At 35.1% G+C, this 16,808-nt stretch carries 21 protein-coding genes; all 21 read right to left on the bottom strand.

The genetic code is table 11. The annotated features are described in order from the left end of the window. Positions 1–3: 3 nt before the first annotated feature. A complete protein-coding gene (locus tag JOD07_RS06700; protein ID WP_158739207.1) occupies positions 4–693 on the bottom strand; it encodes a TIGR03936 family radical SAM-associated protein in 690 nt (229 codons plus the stop codon). Further along, positions 683–2,530 (bottom strand): TIGR03960 family B12-binding radical SAM protein, encoded by a 1,848-nt coding sequence (locus tag JOD07_RS06705; protein ID WP_204612948.1) that lies wholly within the window; start codon positions 2,528–2,530, stop codon positions 683–685. Before JOD07_RS06705 ends, JOD07_RS06700 begins: the two co-directional genes overlap by 11 nt. Before the next feature lie 89 nt (positions 2,531–2,619). Next, on the bottom strand, positions 2,620–2,964 hold the full coding sequence (locus JOD07_RS06710) for a M23 family metallopeptidase (protein ID WP_158739209.1): 345 nt from the start codon (positions 2,962–2,964) through the stop codon (positions 2,620–2,622). A 98-nt stretch (positions 2,965–3,062) separates the two neighbouring features. Then, positions 3,063–3,569: a hypothetical protein gene (locus JOD07_RS06715; protein WP_158739210.1), complete on the bottom strand. Its 507-nt coding sequence runs from the start codon at positions 3,567–3,569 to the stop codon at positions 3,063–3,065. A 138-nt stretch (positions 3,570–3,707) separates the two neighbouring features. Further along, positions 3,708–4,103 carry a methylglyoxal synthase gene (locus JOD07_RS06720; protein WP_158739211.1) on the bottom strand — a complete coding sequence of 132 codons (396 nt, stop codon included), beginning with the start codon at positions 4,101–4,103 and terminating at the stop codon, positions 3,708–3,710. An 11-nt stretch (positions 4,104–4,114) separates the two neighbouring features. Continuing rightward, positions 4,115–5,242 (bottom strand): rod shape-determining protein RodA, encoded by a 1,128-nt coding sequence (rodA, locus tag JOD07_RS06725; RefSeq protein WP_158739212.1) that lies wholly within the window; start codon positions 5,240–5,242, stop codon positions 4,115–4,117. 51 nt (positions 5,243–5,293) lie between these two features. Further along, complete coding sequence (gene minE / locus JOD07_RS06730; RefSeq protein WP_158739213.1) at positions 5,294–5,575, bottom strand: cell division topological specificity factor MinE; 282 nt, start codon at positions 5,573–5,575, stop codon at positions 5,294–5,296. Positions 5,576–5,590: 15 nt separating this feature from the next. After that, the gene (gene minD / locus JOD07_RS06735) at positions 5,591–6,388 is read right to left on the bottom strand and encodes a septum site-determining protein MinD (RefSeq protein WP_158739214.1); all 798 of its coding nucleotides are present in this window, start codon (positions 6,386–6,388) and stop codon (positions 5,591–5,593) included. 112 nt (positions 6,389–6,500) lie between these two features. Continuing rightward, positions 6,501–7,193 (bottom strand): septum site-determining protein MinC, encoded by a 693-nt coding sequence (gene minC, locus JOD07_RS06740; protein WP_158739215.1) that lies wholly within the window; start codon positions 7,191–7,193, stop codon positions 6,501–6,503. A gap of 47 nt (positions 7,194–7,240) precedes the next feature. Further along, a complete protein-coding gene (gene mreD, locus JOD07_RS06745; protein WP_158739216.1) occupies positions 7,241–7,756 on the bottom strand; it encodes a rod shape-determining protein MreD in 516 nt (171 codons plus the stop codon). 5 nt (positions 7,757–7,761) lie between these two features. Beyond that, complete coding sequence (mreC, locus tag JOD07_RS06750) at positions 7,762–8,619, bottom strand: rod shape-determining protein MreC (protein ID WP_158739217.1); 858 nt, start codon at positions 8,617–8,619, stop codon at positions 7,762–7,764. A 33-nt stretch (positions 8,620–8,652) separates the two neighbouring features. Beyond that, positions 8,653–9,672 (bottom strand): rod shape-determining protein, encoded by a 1,020-nt coding sequence (locus JOD07_RS06755; protein WP_180322428.1) that lies wholly within the window; start codon positions 9,670–9,672, stop codon positions 8,653–8,655. A gap of 263 nt (positions 9,673–9,935) precedes the next feature. Next, a complete protein-coding gene (gene radC, locus JOD07_RS06760; RefSeq protein WP_158739218.1) occupies positions 9,936–10,637 on the bottom strand; it encodes a RadC family protein in 702 nt (233 codons plus the stop codon). 12 nt (positions 10,638–10,649) lie between these two features. Beyond that, complete coding sequence (locus tag JOD07_RS06765; protein ID WP_204612950.1) at positions 10,650–11,249, bottom strand: Maf family protein; 600 nt, start codon at positions 11,247–11,249, stop codon at positions 10,650–10,652. A 44-nt stretch (positions 11,250–11,293) separates the two neighbouring features. Then, positions 11,294–11,554 (bottom strand): DUF4321 domain-containing protein, encoded by a 261-nt coding sequence (locus JOD07_RS06770; protein WP_330576510.1) that lies wholly within the window; start codon positions 11,552–11,554, stop codon positions 11,294–11,296. 130 nt (positions 11,555–11,684) lie between these two features. Beyond that, positions 11,685–12,521: an RnfABCDGE type electron transport complex subunit B gene (locus JOD07_RS06775; RefSeq protein ID WP_207756853.1), complete on the bottom strand. Its 837-nt coding sequence runs from the start codon at positions 12,519–12,521 to the stop codon at positions 11,685–11,687. Between the two features lie 15 nt (positions 12,522–12,536). Beyond that, entirely contained in the window at positions 12,537–13,109 is a 573-nt protein-coding gene (gene rsxA / locus JOD07_RS06780; RefSeq protein ID WP_158739222.1) for an electron transport complex subunit RsxA, read from the bottom strand. 13 nt (positions 13,110–13,122) lie between these two features. Beyond that, positions 13,123–13,728: an electron transport complex subunit RsxE gene (gene rsxE, locus JOD07_RS06785; protein WP_158739223.1), complete on the bottom strand. Its 606-nt coding sequence runs from the start codon at positions 13,726–13,728 to the stop codon at positions 13,123–13,125. Positions 13,729–13,742: 14 nt separating this feature from the next. Beyond that, positions 13,743–14,330, bottom strand: coding sequence for an RnfABCDGE type electron transport complex subunit G (locus JOD07_RS06790; RefSeq protein WP_204612959.1), 588 nt, complete (start codon positions 14,328–14,330; stop codon positions 13,743–13,745). Further along, on the bottom strand, positions 14,327–15,262 hold the full coding sequence (locus JOD07_RS06795) for an RnfABCDGE type electron transport complex subunit D (protein WP_204612961.1): 936 nt from the start codon (positions 15,260–15,262) through the stop codon (positions 14,327–14,329). The genes JOD07_RS06790 and JOD07_RS06795 overlap by 4 nt, the downstream gene beginning before the upstream one ends. A 13-nt stretch (positions 15,263–15,275) precedes the next feature. Beyond that, positions 15,276–16,601, bottom strand: coding sequence for an electron transport complex subunit RsxC (gene rsxC / locus JOD07_RS06800; RefSeq protein ID WP_204612963.1), 1,326 nt, complete (start codon positions 16,599–16,601; stop codon positions 15,276–15,278). Positions 16,602–16,808 lie beyond the last annotated feature (207 nt).

The following is a 16,808-nucleotide window of genomic DNA, read 5'->3' on the forward strand; positions in this document are numbered from 1 at the left end:
CCATTAGCTTATATCTGACAAAGGTAAAAACAAATCATTTTTTCTTGAATATATATTGATTCTATGAATATGTACCCTACAGTCTTTATATTCCAAGTTATTATCTCTATAAATCTGTTGGATTACTGTTTCAGGCTTTAAATTGGTCTTACTTCCGGTAGCTAGCAATAATGTAATTATCCATTGCTCATCATTTTCATCCAAGGTATATTCATGAATCATTTCTTTAATATTTACTTCCTTTATACCTTTTTTCCCTTGCTTTTCAGCTAAAATTTCACTTTGATTAAAAAAGTTGTTCACTGCATCCATAAAATGTAATGGAACTGTTTTTTTATCAATGAAAATTTTATATTCTGCAGCATCCACTGCCGCCATACCTACAGCCATCTCATCACTTAAAATATAAACCTCTTGAATATTAATGCCCTCTGGAAGATATGCATTGAGGCTATTCTTAATTTCTTCTGGTTCCAGCTCATCAGTTAAAGTCATATCTAAATATTCTCCTTCACTGGTGGCTCCAAGAGGAAGAGGAAGCGCAAAATATAAATATTGATGAGGATTAAAACCTTTTGAATATTCAATCGGCAAATGAGATCTTCTGATACATCTTTGAAACAATCTCTGCAAATCTAAATGACCGATAAACTTCATCGGTCCCATTTTAGTAAATTTAAGTCTAGCTTTCATAACAGATTCCCCCTCTAAAGCGTTTTGCACCGCAATTTTCACAGAACTGTCTGCAATTAGGAGTTACTTCTTCTTTCATGGCTCTCTCATGTTCTCTTTTAAGAAAATCTTTTGTCACTCCTACAGATATATGGTCCCAGGGTAGAATCTCATCATATGCTCTTCTTCTACTGGCATAAAATGCAGGATCTATGCCTGTTTCCTTAAATGCTTTCTTCCATTTAGAAAACTCAAAAAGTTCGCTCCATCCGTCAAACTTACATCCTGCTTTCCATGCAGCATATAATACATCCCCAACTTTCCTATCCCCTCTTGCAATCATTCCTTCCAAAGCACTGACGATAGCATCATGATAGTTGTATTGAATTTGCTTCCTTTTTATTTTACTTTTTAAAAAGTATTGCTTGTCCATAAATTCTTGATACGTATTCTGAGGTTCCCATTGAAAAGGCGTAAAAGGTTTCGGCACAAAACAGGACGAACTGACAACAACTTTTACTGTTTTTGCCCTGTTTTCTTTTGGAATAGCATAAAAGGTATCCACTATTTTATTCGCCAAATCCGAAATTCCTTCTATATCCTGTTCGGTTTCTGTCGGAAGGCCAATCATAAAATAAAGTTTAACCCGATCCCAGCCTCCTTCGAAAGCTCTCCTGGAACCACTTATAATATCTTCTTCGGTAATTCCTTTATTAATTACATTCCTAAGTCTCTGTGTTCCGGCTTCTGGAGCAAAGGTTAAGCTACTTTTTCTAATCTCTTGTACTTTACCCATTAAATCCAAAGAAAATTCATCTATTCTTAGAGAAGGTAAAGAAATATTGACTTTAGACTCTCTACACACTTCCAGGAGTTCTTCCGAGAACTTTTCCAATTGACTATAATCACTGGTACTTAATGATGCCAGAGAAATCTCTTCGTATCCCGTATTTTCCAATAAAAGAGAGGCTTGCTTCATCAGTACATCTTTGGATTTTTCGCGTACTGGACGATATACAAAACCAGCATGGCAAAATCGGCATCCACGAATACATCCCCTAAATACTTCTAAAACCACTCGATCATGGACGGTTTGAATCCAAGGCATTATCGCATGAGTAGGATAGTATGTACTATCTAGATCCTTTACAATTTGTTTTTTAATCTTAGTTTTTGCTTTTGGATGATTAGGAACAAACCTATTTATGGTCCCGTCTTCATTATAATAAACATCATAAAAACAAGGGACATATATTCCCTCCACATCCAAAAGCTTTTCCAGAAAAGCTCTTCTGGAACCACCTTCTTGTTTATGAACTTTATATATATCCAAAACCTTGCCTAAAGAAGCTTCTCCTTCCCCAATATAAAAGAAATCAATAAAGTGAGCTAAAGGCTCTGGATTGTAAGCACAAGGTCCTCCGGCACAAATAATTGGATCTTCTTCTCCTCTATCCTTGCTCCATATAGGTATCCCAGCTAAATCAATTAGATTAATTACATTTGTATAACACATTTCGTATTGCAGTGTAAATCCTAGAAAATCAAAATTCTTTATATCTTCCTGTGATTCTAAGGCAAAGAGAGGTATATTATGCTCTCTCATTTTTTGCTCCATATCTAACCATGGGGCAAATACTCTTTCACAATAAGTATCCTTTCTCTCGTTTAAATAATAATATAGGATCTGCATTCCAAGATGCGACATTCCTACTTCATATACATCCGGGAAGCAAAAAGCAAATCTTATATCTATTTTGCTCAAATCTTTTTTTACTGAATTAACTTCGTTTCCAATATATCGTGCTGGCTTCTCTACTTGCAGTAATAACTCATCTTTAACTCTTAAAGTTGTCATTCAATTTCCTCCATCAAATTTTTTCATGTCTATAATACCTTAATAAACAAAAATAATCAAATTATAAATGTTTACCATTTATAATTTGATTATTCCAAAGCTTCTTCTAATATAGGCAAATTCGTATATTTTATAGGATCTATGAATTTACCATTTTTTGAAATCCCATAATGAAGATGAGGACCGGTAACCATTCCCGTGCTTCCTACAGATGCAACAATTTGCCCTTGCTTAATTTTTTCGCCTTCCTTTACAAAAATTTCATTGCAATGGGCATAGGTAATAACGTATCCATCTACCACTTCGTATTTCAAAATATTCCCATAAGTTCGTGAAGATTTTACTGATAATACTATACCAGATTTTACAGCAACTATTTTTTCATTTTGCTCTGCACCGATATCTATTCCATCATGAAATTCATTTTTGTTCAATACAGGATTTTTTCTTTCACCAAAACAGGATGTAATAATGCCCTCAACAGGATTAATCCATGTTTCTTTTTTTACAGAATGTGTGTACTGTCTAGAATCTATGGCGTTGTCTTTTCCTCTAACTCCCCCAAATTCGGTTCCAATATAAAAATTTCATCTGAATCTATTTCATGCTCTTGATCTATTTTATCTATGTTATTATCTTGATCTGTAATGTCATTATCCTGATAAGAATTCTCCAATTGCTTCATTGGAATTTCTTCGTCCTCTCCTATTGAATTAGAAAAATCTTTTTCTTCATGATCACTAGACTCATCTTTTTTTACCCAATTCTTTATCCCTGGAATCTGAATAGCAGTATTTTTAACGGTTTCAACAGCTTCATTCCATGACATAGTGTAAGATATCATTAGTTTAATATTCTGAACTAACATTTTTGAACTCTTAAATGGAATAAATTGAAGAATGATTATTAAAAGAAATAGAGCAATACTCACTCCAGATTGCTTTAATAAAAGAGTTATTACTAGCTCTTTTGCATTATTTTTTTGATTTCGATATCTTCTTCGTATACTGCTTCGTGAGCTTCTTTTTCGTTTTTCCATAAAGTCCCCTCCCCGCCAACATTTTATCTTTCATGGCAATTCATTATATCAAATTAAAAATACGGTACAGTAAAGTATATTATTTCCATTATTTTTTTATACGGGATTGGGACAAAAAAAAGACTTTTTGAAAGTCTTTTATCTTACAATATCTCTCCATTCCAAATCTCCTCGTTCTAAAGCTTTGATGAGAAGTTCCGCAGTTGCTAAATTCGTTGCAATAGGGATATTATGAATATCACACAATCTAATCAATGCTCCGACATCCGGTTCATGATGTTTCTGTGATACAGGATCCCTCAAAAAAATCACCATATCAATTTGGTTATGAGCAATTTGAGTTCCTAACTGTTGTTCTCCCCCCAAATGCCCTGCAAGATACTTGTGCACGGTTAAATTAGCTGCTTGCTCCACCAGCCTTCCCGTGGTTCCTGTGGCATAAATATTATGTTTGCTTAAAATATGGCGATATGCAATCGCAAAATTTTCCATTAATTTCTTTTTTGCATCATGGGCAACTAATCCAATATTCATACTCTTTCCTCCTAAAAAAACGACTTCTTTCTTCTCATACCTACATTTAATATTAATCCTATGCCAATCATATTAGACCACAATGAACTTCCACCAGCACTAACAAAAGGCAGCGGAATTCCCGTATTAGGAAGAAGACCGGTAACTACGCCTATGTTGACAAATGCCTGGAATCCAATCATAGTGACGACGCCTACTATAAGTAGTTTGCCTAAAGTATCCTTTGCATCTTTTGCAATCCAAAGTCCTCTTAAGATAATCATAAGAATGAGTCCTATAACGGACATACACCCAACAAAACCAAATTCTTCACCTATTACTGAAAAAATAAAATCCGTATGAGGTTCCGGTAAATAACTGAGCTGATTGAGTGTACCTTTATATAGTCCTTTACCGTAAAGCTGACCTGAACCTATTGCATGGATGGATTGCTCTGTCTGAAAATAGTCATCTGAATATTCTTCTTTGTCTCTATGAATCATTGCCATGATTCTGTCTCTTTGATAATCTTTCAATAGCTTTTGATTGGGATTCTGAATATAAATAAAACATACTATAAAAAGAGGAACGGCAATAAGGAAGGATATAGTAATATATCTGTAACTAATTCCTCCTACATATAATAATACTAAAAAAATAGCTACAAAGACAAGACTTGTAGATAAATCCGGTTGTTTTAAAATCATTCCAACGGGTATAGCCAGTAAAACAACTAGTAAAATCAATGTGGAAAATTTATTGATTTTGTCCTTTTTACTGTCAATTAATTTTGACATAAACAAAATGAGAATGATTTTAGCAAATTCAGATGGCTGAATCCTTATTGGTCCAATCTCTAACCATCTAACCGCACCTTTTGCGCCGTCTCCCAAAAAAAGCACAGCAAACAAAAGAGCGAGTCCTGCCAAATACGCCAATATATAAAGTTCTCCTAACAGATGATAATCAACAAAAGATGCGATAAGCATTAATACTAAACCAATTGTAAAATATAGAATTTGCCTGCGGACATATATAGGATCTGCTCCCGAATTTACATGCTGAGCACTGCTAATGGCTACAATACCTATTCCTACCAAAGTAGTAACCAATAAAACAATTATAATATCAAAAAACTTTAATTGCTCTTTGGAAATCATTGCTAATTTTACTTTTATAATGAATTAAGCAGGATTTTTATCCTGCTTAATTCATTGATTTCCTACCTTACGCATATTTTTGATAGGAATATTAGCATATAAAACGGGAACAGTGCCATTACTTTCCTCTGATTTTGCTTGTCCAATCTGAATATCCAGATCCGCCTCATCAATATCCATGTAATTGGAAATTACTTTAATTATATCTGTTTTCATCATTTCCAGGAGTTCAGAAGAGCAATTAATACGGTCATGAATCAGTAAAAGCTTTAACCTATCTTTCGCGACACTACCAGAACTAGGTTTTCGATTAAAAAAATTAAGTAATTCCATGTTAATTCACATCCTTTAATTGCCTATTCCAAATAGCTTCTTTAATTTTCCCATAAAGCCTTCATTCACATCCAAATTCATTAAAGGAACATCATTTCCCTTGATACGTTCAACAATATTTCTAAAAGCTTGTCCTGCTAAAGAAGAAGCATCTGATACCACAGGTTCTCCTCGGTTGGTAGAAACAACAATATTTTCATCGTCTGGAACAACTCCGAGTAAATCAATGGCTAAAATATCCACTACGTCCTCCATTGCCATCATGTCTCCACGTTTAACCATATTCATACGAATACGGTTTAAAATCAAGCTAGGATTTCTTAATTCGCTTGATTCCAATAATCCGATAATGCGGTCTGCATCACGGACAGCAGATACTTCAGGAGTTGTTACTACAATTGCTCGGTCTGCTCCTGCAATTGCATTTTTAAAGCCTTGTTCAATGCCTGCAGGACAATCAATAATTATATATTCGAATTCTTCCCTGAGCTGATCACATAATTTCTGCATTTGCTCAGGACTAACTGCCGTTTTATCTCTAGTTTGTGCCGCCGGAAGCAAGTATAAACTGGAATAACGTTTATCCTTAATCAAGGCTTGTTTAATTCGACAATGTCCTTCTACCACATCTACTAAATCATAAACAATTCGATTTTCCAACCCCATAACAACATCCAAATTTCTAAGTCCAATATCGGCATCAACCAATGCTACTTTATGGCCTTGTAATGCAAGACCAGTTCCTATATTTGCAGTTGTAGTGGTTTTACCAACGCCCCCTTTTCCAGACGTTACTACAATAACCTCACTCATGAAATTTCCCCCTTGCTAGCAAAACATAATCTATATACTCATATTTTAACAGAGGTTCAAAGAAAATGCATCATTTTTCGTATTACAAAAATCACCAATATATAGTTTAATGCTACAAGTTTTCTAAAATCTTATAATCAATAGGTTCGATGTAAATATTATTATTGTACATATAAGCTATTTGAGGCAATATCTGTGAATTATCCCTAAAATCTCCTTGATCCGGGGATCTTGTAATAACATTTCCTATATGAAGCTGCATTGGTCGCATATTTAAAGCTGCAACAAAAGCTTTGGTACTTCCCCTGCTTCCCGCGTGAACGGTTCCTTTTAAAGAACCAAGAATGATAATGTTTCCTCCAGCAATAATTTCTCCTCCCGGATTAACATCTCCAATGACTACAACACTTCCTTCAAATTCGATCTTTTGTCCTGAACGAATAGTGCCTTTATAGTACTGCGTCTTATCTATTTCGATATTATTTGATAAAGAGTAAGTCACTAGATCTTCTATGCTTTTGTTGCTGAGTTTGTCTGAATTATTAATTGAATCATCATCATGTATAAAACTGATATTAAGTTGCGTTTGCTCTGAAATAATCTGAAGCAGTTCGTATTGCTCTTCTTCGTTTAAAACTCTTCCTTTAAACATGAGGCTGACTTTTGCCCCCTGAAAAAATTTCTTAGCGTCTTCTGTCTTTTTTCTTAAATATTTCTTCAAAGTTGCAAAGTCTATGTCAGGACTTAATAAGACAACCAATCCATCTTTTGTTCCTTTAAAGATTACACAATTTTCATCATTCATCATAAACCCCACCTTTTAACCCCGGCAATACCATGTAAATACTGATATTATTTAAATAAATTTCTATTTTTTTTCTCTTTTAATTCCAACTTTTTATTTAAATAATAAATACACTGGTATACAAATATTGAAATGATCCCTGTATAAACTACCTCGGGCAATATAACATTATTAAGGTAATATAAAAATTGCAGTTTTCCTCTTATTAAATAGGTAAATACATACACAGTCAATTCATAAAAAAATGTACTAAAAATCGTCATCACAAGGGGTAACAAGAAACTTTCGCGATAAAAGTCTTTATTGATTTTACCGCAAAAATAACCCGTATACATACCCAATAATGCGTAGAAACCTATGGATGTTCCAAAATACAAATCTTGAATTAAACCTGCAAAAAAACCTACAATTGCGCCTTCTCTGCTTCCTCTTAAAAGAGCAAAAGAAACGATAATCATTATATAAAAATTAGGAATGGTACCTCTTATTCTAAAATGTTGAAAATAAGTAGATTGGAGAACATTTGTAATGATTAACATTATACTTATAACAAATACTCGCACATATATTACTCCTTTGATTCTACATCATTCTTTGTCCACTTCTTATTAATTACAAGTACCTCCTCTAGATGGCGAAAATCAACCACAGGTTCAATCAAAGCATATTTGGTTAGTCCATGACTCTCTACCTGAATTTCCTTAACAGTACCAATCATAATCCCCGGAGGATAAATGTCACTTAAATTAGAAGTGACGATTTCATCTCCTTTAATAATATCGGCTTCAGAATCGATGTATTCCATTTTGCACAGACCTTCATTCATAAGTGTTAAATCGCCCTTGGTAACTCCTAAATCACTTGTTCTTAAGACTTTGGAACTAACTGCGTTTCGATCGTCTATAATGGATAAAACTTTTGAATAGTTTGGTGCAGTTTCTATAATATGTCCAACCAATCCATTGCCTGAAAGTACAACCATATCTGTCTCTAATCCATCATTTGATCCTTTATCAATTAGAAACACATTGTACCAATTCCCCGGATCTTTTCCTATAATTTCAGCACCAATTTTAGGATAATCGGCATATTTTTTGTCTAACTCCAATAAATTTCTTAATCTTGTATTTTCCTCTTTATATTGCTGTAAAATTTTATTTTCATAAGTTAATTCATCAACTTTTTTCAAAAGCTCTTTATTTTGCTTCTCTAGGTTTCTGATATTCTTTATAAAGTTTATCCTATCAGAAGTCCATCCACCCACTTCACTAAAAATGTTTTGAACAGGAATAACTATGTATCCTAAGCCTTTTTCAATAAAAGAAACATTATTTCGTTTATTAAATGTGGCAATGATGACTACAATAAGTAAAATGGTTACAAAAAAAAGAATAAATCTGTTTGAAACTTTCAATGACCGTTTCAAAAAAACCGCTCCCTATCCATGATCTATAAATGATTAAAGCTTTTTAGGGGATATAATCACATTTCTTAGTGTATCGATATGCTCCAGTGCGAGTCCTGTTCCTAATGCTACACAGTTTAAAGGTTCTGCTGCAACATGAACCGGCATACCTGTTTCCTTGGCAATCAGTTGATCTAATCCTGAAAGAAGTGCTCCTCCTCCTGTAAGCATGATTCCTGATTCCATAATATCTGCTGCTAATTCCGGGGGCGTTTTTTCTAAAGTCACTTTAATTGCATCTACAATCGCATTGACTGGTTCTTTAATGGCTTCCATAATTTCAGTTGATGTAATGGTCATCGTTTTGGGAAGCCCTGTTACCAAGTCCCTTCCCCTTATTTCCTTGCTTTCTTCTTTAGCTTTTGGAAAAGCAGAACCTATAGTCATTTTAATTTCTTCAGCTGTACGTTCGCCGATCATGAGGTTATATTCTTTCTTTATGTAATTAACAATATATTCATCCAACTCATCTCCGGCAACTCTTAAAGATTTGCTCGTAACAATTCCTCCTAAAGATATGATTGCCACTTCGCTTGTACCTCCACCAATATCAACAACCATACTGCCTGTAGGTTCTTCTACCGGTAATCCTGCTCCAATAGCAGCTGCCATCGGTTCTTCAATCAGATGTGCTTCTTTGGCTCCCGCGTTTTTGGTTGCTTCATATACTGCTCTCATTTCCACCGCAGTAACACCGGAAGGCACACAAACTATGACTCTAGGTTTTGATGTGAACAAGCCTTTTTTATACGCTTTTTGTATAAAATATTTAAGCATCGCTTCAGTAGTGGCAAAATCTGCAATGACACCATCTTTTAAAGGTCTTGTCGCAACGATATTTCCAGGGGTTCTGCCGATCATCTGTTTTGCCTCGTCTCCTACGGCCAAAACTTCTTTTGTCCTTGAATTTATTGCTACTACTGAGGGTTCATTTACAATAATTCCTTTACCTTTTACAAATACTAATGTATTAGCTGTTCCTAAATCTATTCCCATGTCTTTTGAAAAAAACATTATATTTCCTCCTACTTTATTAACATTTAACAATCTTTATTGGCATGAACGAATCAGTAACGATCCTTCTCAATTGCTCTTAAAATATAATCTTTATTAGTATAGCCTAGATTTCAATAAATCATTTAAGAGAATGCTCTATAATTATACGACTTATAATCTGACTTGGTCTTATTCACGCTAGTAACATCATAACCTTTTTTATTATTTTTTTCAACATAAAAATGAATAACATAAAAGAGCCTATTTAAACCACATAGACTCTAAATAACACCCTTCTCTTTTAAGCTGACATATTGTCCATCTCCTATAATAAGATGATCCAAAATACGGATTCCAATTAGATCTCCTGCCTGAATCATTCTTTGAGTGACTTCAATATCTTCTTTGCTGGGAGAAGGGTCTCCGCTGGGATGATTGTGAAGCATAATAATGCCTGCTGCACTTTTTTTAATAGCATAATTAAATACTTCTCTAGGATGGACAATAGATGAATTGATACTTCCTTTAGTAATATCTTTATCGCATAAAATCTGATTCTTAGTATCCAGCAATACAATCTTAAAATGCTCCTGCTTTAAGTATCTCATTTCCTCCATATAAATAGCTGCTATGCTGCCAGGAGAATTAATTCTGTACTTTAAGCGGCCTTCATGCCTTGAAATTCTTTTTGACAGTTCCAATACTGCTTTTATCTGAATTGCTTTTACTTTTCCTATCCCATTTATATTCATAAGTTCTTCTAAAGAATACTGATAAAGACCGTGCAATCCTTCTTCTTTTTCGAAAGACAGGAGTTTTTGAGCCAATTCTACTGCTCTCATATTCCTTGAACCTGTGCGAAAAATAATGGCTAACAGTTCAGCATCAGACAAAACTTCTGCACCAAAATACTCTAATTTTTCATAAGGTCTTTCAAACTCAGGAAGATCTTTCATAGACATATGATGGTTTAATGATCCCATCGGGCCATCCTCCTACCTGGGAAAAGTGTAATTTTCAAATATATCAACATCCATCTCTTTAAGCAAAATCGATAATAATTTTAAAGGAAGTCCCACCACATTATTATAATCACCACAAACTTTATCAATCAATACGGCTCCTACCCCCTGTATTCCATATGCACCAGCTTTGTCCATAGGTTCTCTGGTATTTGTGTAAGCATCTATAATAGAAGAAGATAAAGGTCTCATATATACCTCTGTTCTTTCATATCCAACTTTTATAAGATGATTTTTTGTCTGTATTAAAGTAATCCCGGTATACACTTCATGCATATTTCCCTGAAGCATGGTAAGCATAGCTTTGGCTTCTTCCCTATCTTTCGGTTTCCCAAGCACCTTATCCTTGTAAACAACTATTGTATCTGCACCTAGTACAACAAAATCCCCTTCTAAGTTTTTTGCAACATCTGCAGCTTTTTGCTTTGACAATTGGATCACCAATTCACTGGGTGAAAGCATAGGATCAATGACTTCATCAGTATTGCTCACAATAATATCAAAAGAAAGGCCTAATTGCTCAAGAAGTATTTTACGTCTCGGAGAACCAGAAGCTAAAATAATTTTGCTCATATCCACTGCACCACCTATATAAGATTTGATTGGAAATTATTACACTAAATTCTTTTATATATAAGTATAGCCGCTATAATTCCCAATATACTTGCTATAGTAATTTCCATTTTAAAACTGAATTGAATATAGATTATTGACAAATCTAATACGATTGGATTTTTAAAACCAAATTCCTGTCCATAATTAATCCACTGCATATATGGTACTTTGCCCAAATACTGCCCTATAAAGCCTCCAATTACAATCCCTCCAAGCAAAAGCAAAAACAAAGACCAGTTGTTTTTTCCTTTTCCCCCGTACAAATTTCTCATCCTCCCGAAATATTCTCATCATATTCATCTTTAGTTGCATTTATATATTTTAACACAATTTGAATCAATTTGCGTATAAAAAAAGAATGTACTTTAATAAGTACACTCTTTTAAAGATCATTTAACTTGCCGAAACAGAAGAATGGATTCCTTCTGACTGGATTTGGGCATGAATAGCTTTCGTAGGACATTTGCTTACACAAGCCATACATTGCGTACATTTTTCATAATTTACATGTGCAAGATTATTTTGAAAATCCATTGCTCCGTATTCACAAACTTTCACGCACATTCTACAACCAATACATCCAACCGAGCAACTATCTTTAACTTCTTTTCCTTTATCCAGGGAATTGCATAAAACTCTTACTTTACTCTTTACAGGCACCAGCTCAATGACAGCTTTGGGGCAAGCTTTAACGCAGTTTCCACAGGCCGTACATTTTTCTTCATCAATCACAGCAATGCCATGTTCAATCTTTATTGCTCCAAAAGGGCAGACTTTTTTGCAACTGCCTAATCCAAGACACCCATATCCACAACTTTTGGCACCGCCCCCGGGAATTAAAGCTGCATCTCTGCAATCACTGATTCCATAATACTCGTATTTATTTTTGCTTTTGTCACAGGTTCCTTTGCATTTAACAACCGCCACTTTTTTATCCATTTGCTCTACTTTTAATCCCATTAAAGCAGCAATCGCTTCTGTAGATTCCGCTGAATTTACTGAACATCCACTGGGGCTAACAATTCCTTCCACAACTGCTTTGGCAAAAGCATCACAACCAGCAAATCCACAGCCACCGCAGTTAGCCCCTGGAAGCAAATCCCTAACTTGCGGAATTCTTTCATCGACTTCCACCGCAAACTTTTTTGAAGCATAACCCAATCCTGCTCCAAATAATATGCCTAGTCCACCAATACTGATGACAGGATAAAGAATACTTGTTATGTCCATCATTTCACCCCTTTTTTAGAGTAAGCCTTGAAAGCCCAAAAACGCTATTGACATTAGTCCCGCAGTAATCAATGCAATCGGAAAACCTTGAAATGCTGTTAAAATATTATTGTTTTCAATTCTTTCTCTTATTCCGGCAAAAAGAACAATTGCCAATGTAAAGCCTAGCGCAGCACCTACGCCATGAACAATGCTTTGGATAAGATTATATCCTTCGTTCATATTGAGGACAGCCACCCCTAATACTGCACAATTTGTCGTAATCAAAGGAAGATATACCCCCAATGCTTGATAAAGCGTAGGGCTTATCTTCTGTATAACCATTTCAACAAATTGAACTAAAGAAGCAATAACTAAAATAAACGCAATGGTATAGAGATACTCAATCTTAAAAGGTACCAATATCCAGTTATAAACTATATAAGTAATCATAGAAGCCAAAGTCATAACAAAAGTTACTGCCATCCCCATTCCAACAGCTGTTTCTACCTTCTTAGAGACCCCAAGGAAAGGGCATATTCCTAAAAATCTGGATAAAACGAAGTTGTTTACCAAAATCGCACTAAGAAATAAAATAAATAGCTCCATTTATGATCCTCCCTTATGCTTTTTTCATGTTTTTACTTCTTAAATGATTTAATATTGCCATAAGTATTCCTAAAGTAAAAAACGCACCGGGAGCCAAAATCATAATTAACGCTGGCTGATAGGAAGAAGGAAGAATTTGAATACCAAAGATTTTTCCCGCACCTAAAATTTCTCTAATTGCTCCTATGGTTGTTAAAGCTAAAGTAAATCCTAATCCCATACCTAATCCATCCATTATTGATGGCAAAATCTTGTTTTTTGAAGCGTAAGCCTCGGCTCTGGCTAAAATAATACAGTTTACAACAATTAAGGGGATAAATAACCCTAATTGACTGTACAGGCTAGGCACAAATGCTTTTAAAGTAAATTCTATTAAAGTTACTAAACTGGCAATAATAACAACATATGCAGGTATACGAATTTTAGATGGTATAAATTTTCTAAGTAATGATATAAACAAATTGGAACCAACCAATACGGCAGTAGTAGCCAAGCCCATTCCTATACCGTTTTCAGCTCCCGTCGTAACAGCCAAGGTAGGACACATTCCAATTACCTGAACAAACGTTGGGTTCTCTGCTATTATCCCATTGGAAAGTCTTTCAATTAATTTTTTCAATGTCATCCACCCCCTTAGTTAAAATCGAAGTTGATCTCATTGGTATCTGTGTTAACCCTATGTTTAAGCAAATTAAGTACTTCATTTACTCCTGATGTAACCGCTTTAGTTGTGATTGTTGCTCCAGTAATTGCCTGAATTTCATCATCTGCACCAGGAGTAGTCTTTACGACTTTAAGTTCACCCGATTTTCCCTCATATTGAGATGTAAAAGCGGCATTTTGGGCATTTGCTCCTAACCCCGGAGTTTCAGAATGACTTACAACTTTCACTCCTTGAAGCACTCCATCTTTGGATACACCAACCATCATCTCAATCGCACCGCCGTATCCTTTAGGGGCCACTTTAACTGCAAAGCCTTCCAAAGTATCTCCTTTATAGCCTGCATTCACTTCTAAAATTATGGAATCTTCCGGTAAATCTACCTCTATAAATTCAAATTTATCTGCCTGAGGAAGTGTTTGTTTCATGGCTTCTTCTTTAGATTGCTGAACCTGTTTTGCTATAGGTTCTTTAGTAATTTCATTGGCAAATCCAAGCAATCCTCCTGCAACAGCAGTTATAACAAATAAAACAAGTCCAAGCTTTACTATTTCTCTCATTTTTTCACCTCCCCAAAGATTCGAGGTTGAGTATATCGGTCAATGAGAGGAACTGCTAAATTCATAATCAATATGGAATAAGAGACTCCTTCCGGATAACCTCCATAAAGACGAATCACCGCAGTAATAATTCCACAGCCTAATCCCATAATGTACTGTCCTTTAATTGTAACAGGAGAAGATGCATAATCTGTCGCCATAAAGAATGCTCCCAAGAAAAGTCCTCCTGTAAAAATCTCATAGATGGCATTAGAATAGAACATCCCATCTCTTCCCAAGATCCATGTAAGTACCAATACTGTTCCAATAAATGTTGCAGGAATTCTAATAGAAATCACTTTTTTGTATATTAGATATACCCCACCAATTAAAAGGGCTATTACAGAAGTTTCTCCTATACATCCCCCTACGTTCCCCAAGATTAAATCCGTGATGGAAGGAAGTGCTCCACTGCCTTCTTTTAAGATTCCTAAGGGAGTTGCTGTTGTAACACCATCTATAGTCCAAGTAGTCATTTGCACCGGCCAGGAAGCAAGTAAAAACGCTCTTGCTGCTAATGCCGGATTAATAAAGTTTTGTCCCAAGCCACCAAATAATTGTTTCGCAATAATAATCGCAAAAGCTCCACCAACAATGGGAAGCCAAAATGGAACTGTAGGTGGCAAATTCAAAGCAAGAAGTAATCCTGTAACAGCAGCACTATAATCATTAACCGTAATCTTTTGATGTGTTAGTTTTTGCCACAAAGCCTCTGCTCCAATACAGGATGCAACGGACAGTAAAACAACAATTAAAGCATGAAATTTAAAAACCCATATCCCTACTAATGTAGCGGGAAGTAATGCAATTAAAACATCTCTCATGATACCCTGTATCGAATCCTTTGAATGTATATGAGGAGATGAAGACACCGTATACATTTCCGTTGACATTAAGTCTCCCCCTTTATGCATTTTTTCTTCTATTGTTTAATATAGTTTTTTTAGCCGTACGGATCGATTGAACCAAATGCCTCTTTGCAGGGCAAGTAAATGAGCAACTTCCACATTCAATACAATCCATACCATGAGATAATTCAAATTTTTCCATATCGTAATTTATTGCATATTGATTAAGTTGCAAAGGCAGTAAATTCATTGGACAAACAGAAACACATTTGCCGCAACGGATGCAATTCCTTTCTTCTGGTAAACCTGCTTCTTCCTTTGATAAACATAAAATTGCAGAAGTACCTTTAATAACTGGAACATCCAAAGACGATAAAGCAATCCCCATCATAGGACCACCGGATATTACTTTTACAGGTTCTGACGCAAATCCCCCTGCTGCTTCTATCAGTTCTCTATATGAAGTTCCCAGTCTTACTTTAAAGTTTTTAGGATCTTTAATTGCTCCGCCAGTTACTGTTACAATTCGTCTCATTAATGGTCGTCCTTTAACGACAGCTCTTTGGATTGCAACAGCAGTATCAATATTTTGAACAATACATCCTACATCTGCCGGAAGTCCTCCTGATGGTACTTCCCGTCCTGTAATAGCATAGATCAGTTGTTTTTCTGCCCCTTGAGGGTACTTTGTTTGCAAAACTTTAACTTCAATATTGGATACTCCTTCTAATGCTTCTTTTAATGCTTTTACTGCATCCATTTTGTTATTTTCTACACCAATATAGCCTTTCGCCTGTGGAAACAGTTGAAGAATAATCTTTAGCCCTTCGATCACTTTATCCGTTTCTTCCAGCATAATACGGTGATCGGAAGTTAAATAAGGCTCGCATTCTGCTCCATTGATAATAATCGTATCAATATTTTTTTCAGGTGGAGGAGACAATTTTATATGAGTAGGAAATCCAGCTCCACCCATTCCGACTATTCCAGCTTCTTTAATGATTTCGACAATCTGTTCCTTCGATAAATTTTTGTAATCTCCCTTTGGTCCTAAAGATTCATGTTCTTCATACAAACCATCATTTTCAATAATAACCGATAATACTTTACTTCCATTAGGATGCAGCATAGGGGTAACATCTTTAACAATACCTGAAACCGAACTATATATTGGAGATGAAACAAAAGCCTTGGCTTCTCCGATCTTTTGTCCCACCAAGACTTTATCTCCCTTTTTCACTATTGGTTCACAGGGTGCTCCTATATGTTGAGACATAGGAAAAACCAGATCTCCTTTGGGAAGAAGCGTTTCAATTGGTTTATTTTCTGTAAAGTGCTTTCCATCCGGAGGATGAATACCCCTTTTAAATGTAAGTAATTTCATATTATTCCCCCTATCTCATCAAGTAGAACTTTTAATAATTAAAAGGATTTCATGTATATATGATAATACAAATAAATCGACTACTCAACAAATGATAAAAAATGCACAAAAAATTTTGAAATGTATTCCAAATATCTCTCATGCATTTGTTAGTCCAAAGCCAAGTATTTTGTATACAATAAACCAAACACGCTTAACTACATTAAT

Origin of the sequence: Defluviitalea raffinosedens (genome assembly GCF_016908775.1) — a bacterium.
Taxonomy (GTDB): domain Bacteria; phylum Bacillota; class Clostridia; order Lachnospirales; family Defluviitaleaceae; genus Defluviitalea; species Defluviitalea raffinosedens.

Bases quoted from the DNA above. Each gene is read 5' to 3' on its own strand.
- JOD07_RS06720 (WP_158739211.1), bottom strand. From the start codon at position 4,103: ATGAATATTGGATTAGTTGCCCATGATGCAAAAAAGAAATTAATGGAA.
- rsxA (WP_158739222.1), bottom strand. From the start codon at position 13,109: ATGGAGCTATTTATTTTATTTCTTAGTGCGATTTTGGTAAACAACTTC.
- JOD07_RS06765 (WP_204612950.1), bottom strand. From the start codon at position 11,249: ATGAGCAAAATTATTTTAGCTTCTGGTTCTCCGAGACGTAAAATACTT.
- JOD07_RS06715 (WP_158739210.1), bottom strand. From the start codon at position 3,569: ATGGAAAAACGAAAAAGAAGCTCACGAAGCAGTATACGAAGAAGATAT.
- minC (WP_158739215.1), bottom strand. From the start codon at position 7,193: ATGAATGATGAAAATTGTGTAATCTTTAAAGGAACAAAAGATGGATTG.
- minD (WP_158739214.1), bottom strand. From the start codon at position 6,388: ATGAGTGAGGTTATTGTAGTAACGTCTGGAAAAGGGGGCGTTGGTAAA.
- JOD07_RS06775 (WP_207756853.1), bottom strand. From the start codon at position 12,521: ATGGACATAACAAGTATTCTTTATCCTGTCATCAGTATTGGTGGACTA.
- rodA (WP_158739212.1), bottom strand. From the start codon at position 5,242: ATGATTTCCAAAGAGCAATTAAAGTTTTTTGATATTATAATTGTTTTA.
- JOD07_RS06755 (WP_180322428.1), bottom strand. From the start codon at position 9,672: ATGTTTTTTTCAAAAGACATGGGAATAGATTTAGGAACAGCTAATACA.
- JOD07_RS06790 (WP_204612959.1), bottom strand. From the start codon at position 14,330: ATGAGAGAAATAGTAAAGCTTGGACTTGTTTTATTTGTTATAACTGCT.
- radC (WP_158739218.1), bottom strand. From the start codon at position 10,637: ATGGGATCATTAAACCATCATATGTCTATGAAAGATCTTCCTGAGTTT.
- rsxC (WP_204612963.1), bottom strand. From the start codon at position 16,601: ATGAAATTACTTACATTTAAAAGGGGTATTCATCCTCCGGATGGAAAG.
- JOD07_RS06700 (WP_158739207.1), bottom strand. From the start codon at position 693: ATGAAAGCTAGACTTAAATTTACTAAAATGGGACCGATGAAGTTTATC.
- JOD07_RS06705 (WP_204612948.1), bottom strand. From the start codon at position 2,530: ATGACAACTTTAAGAGTTAAAGATGAGTTATTACTGCAAGTAGAGAAG.
- JOD07_RS06795 (WP_204612961.1), bottom strand. From the start codon at position 15,262: ATGTCAACGGAAATGTATACGGTGTCTTCATCTCCTCATATACATTCA.
- minE (WP_158739213.1), bottom strand. From the start codon at position 5,575: ATGGAATTACTTAATTTTTTTAATCGAAAACCTAGTTCTGGTAGTGTC.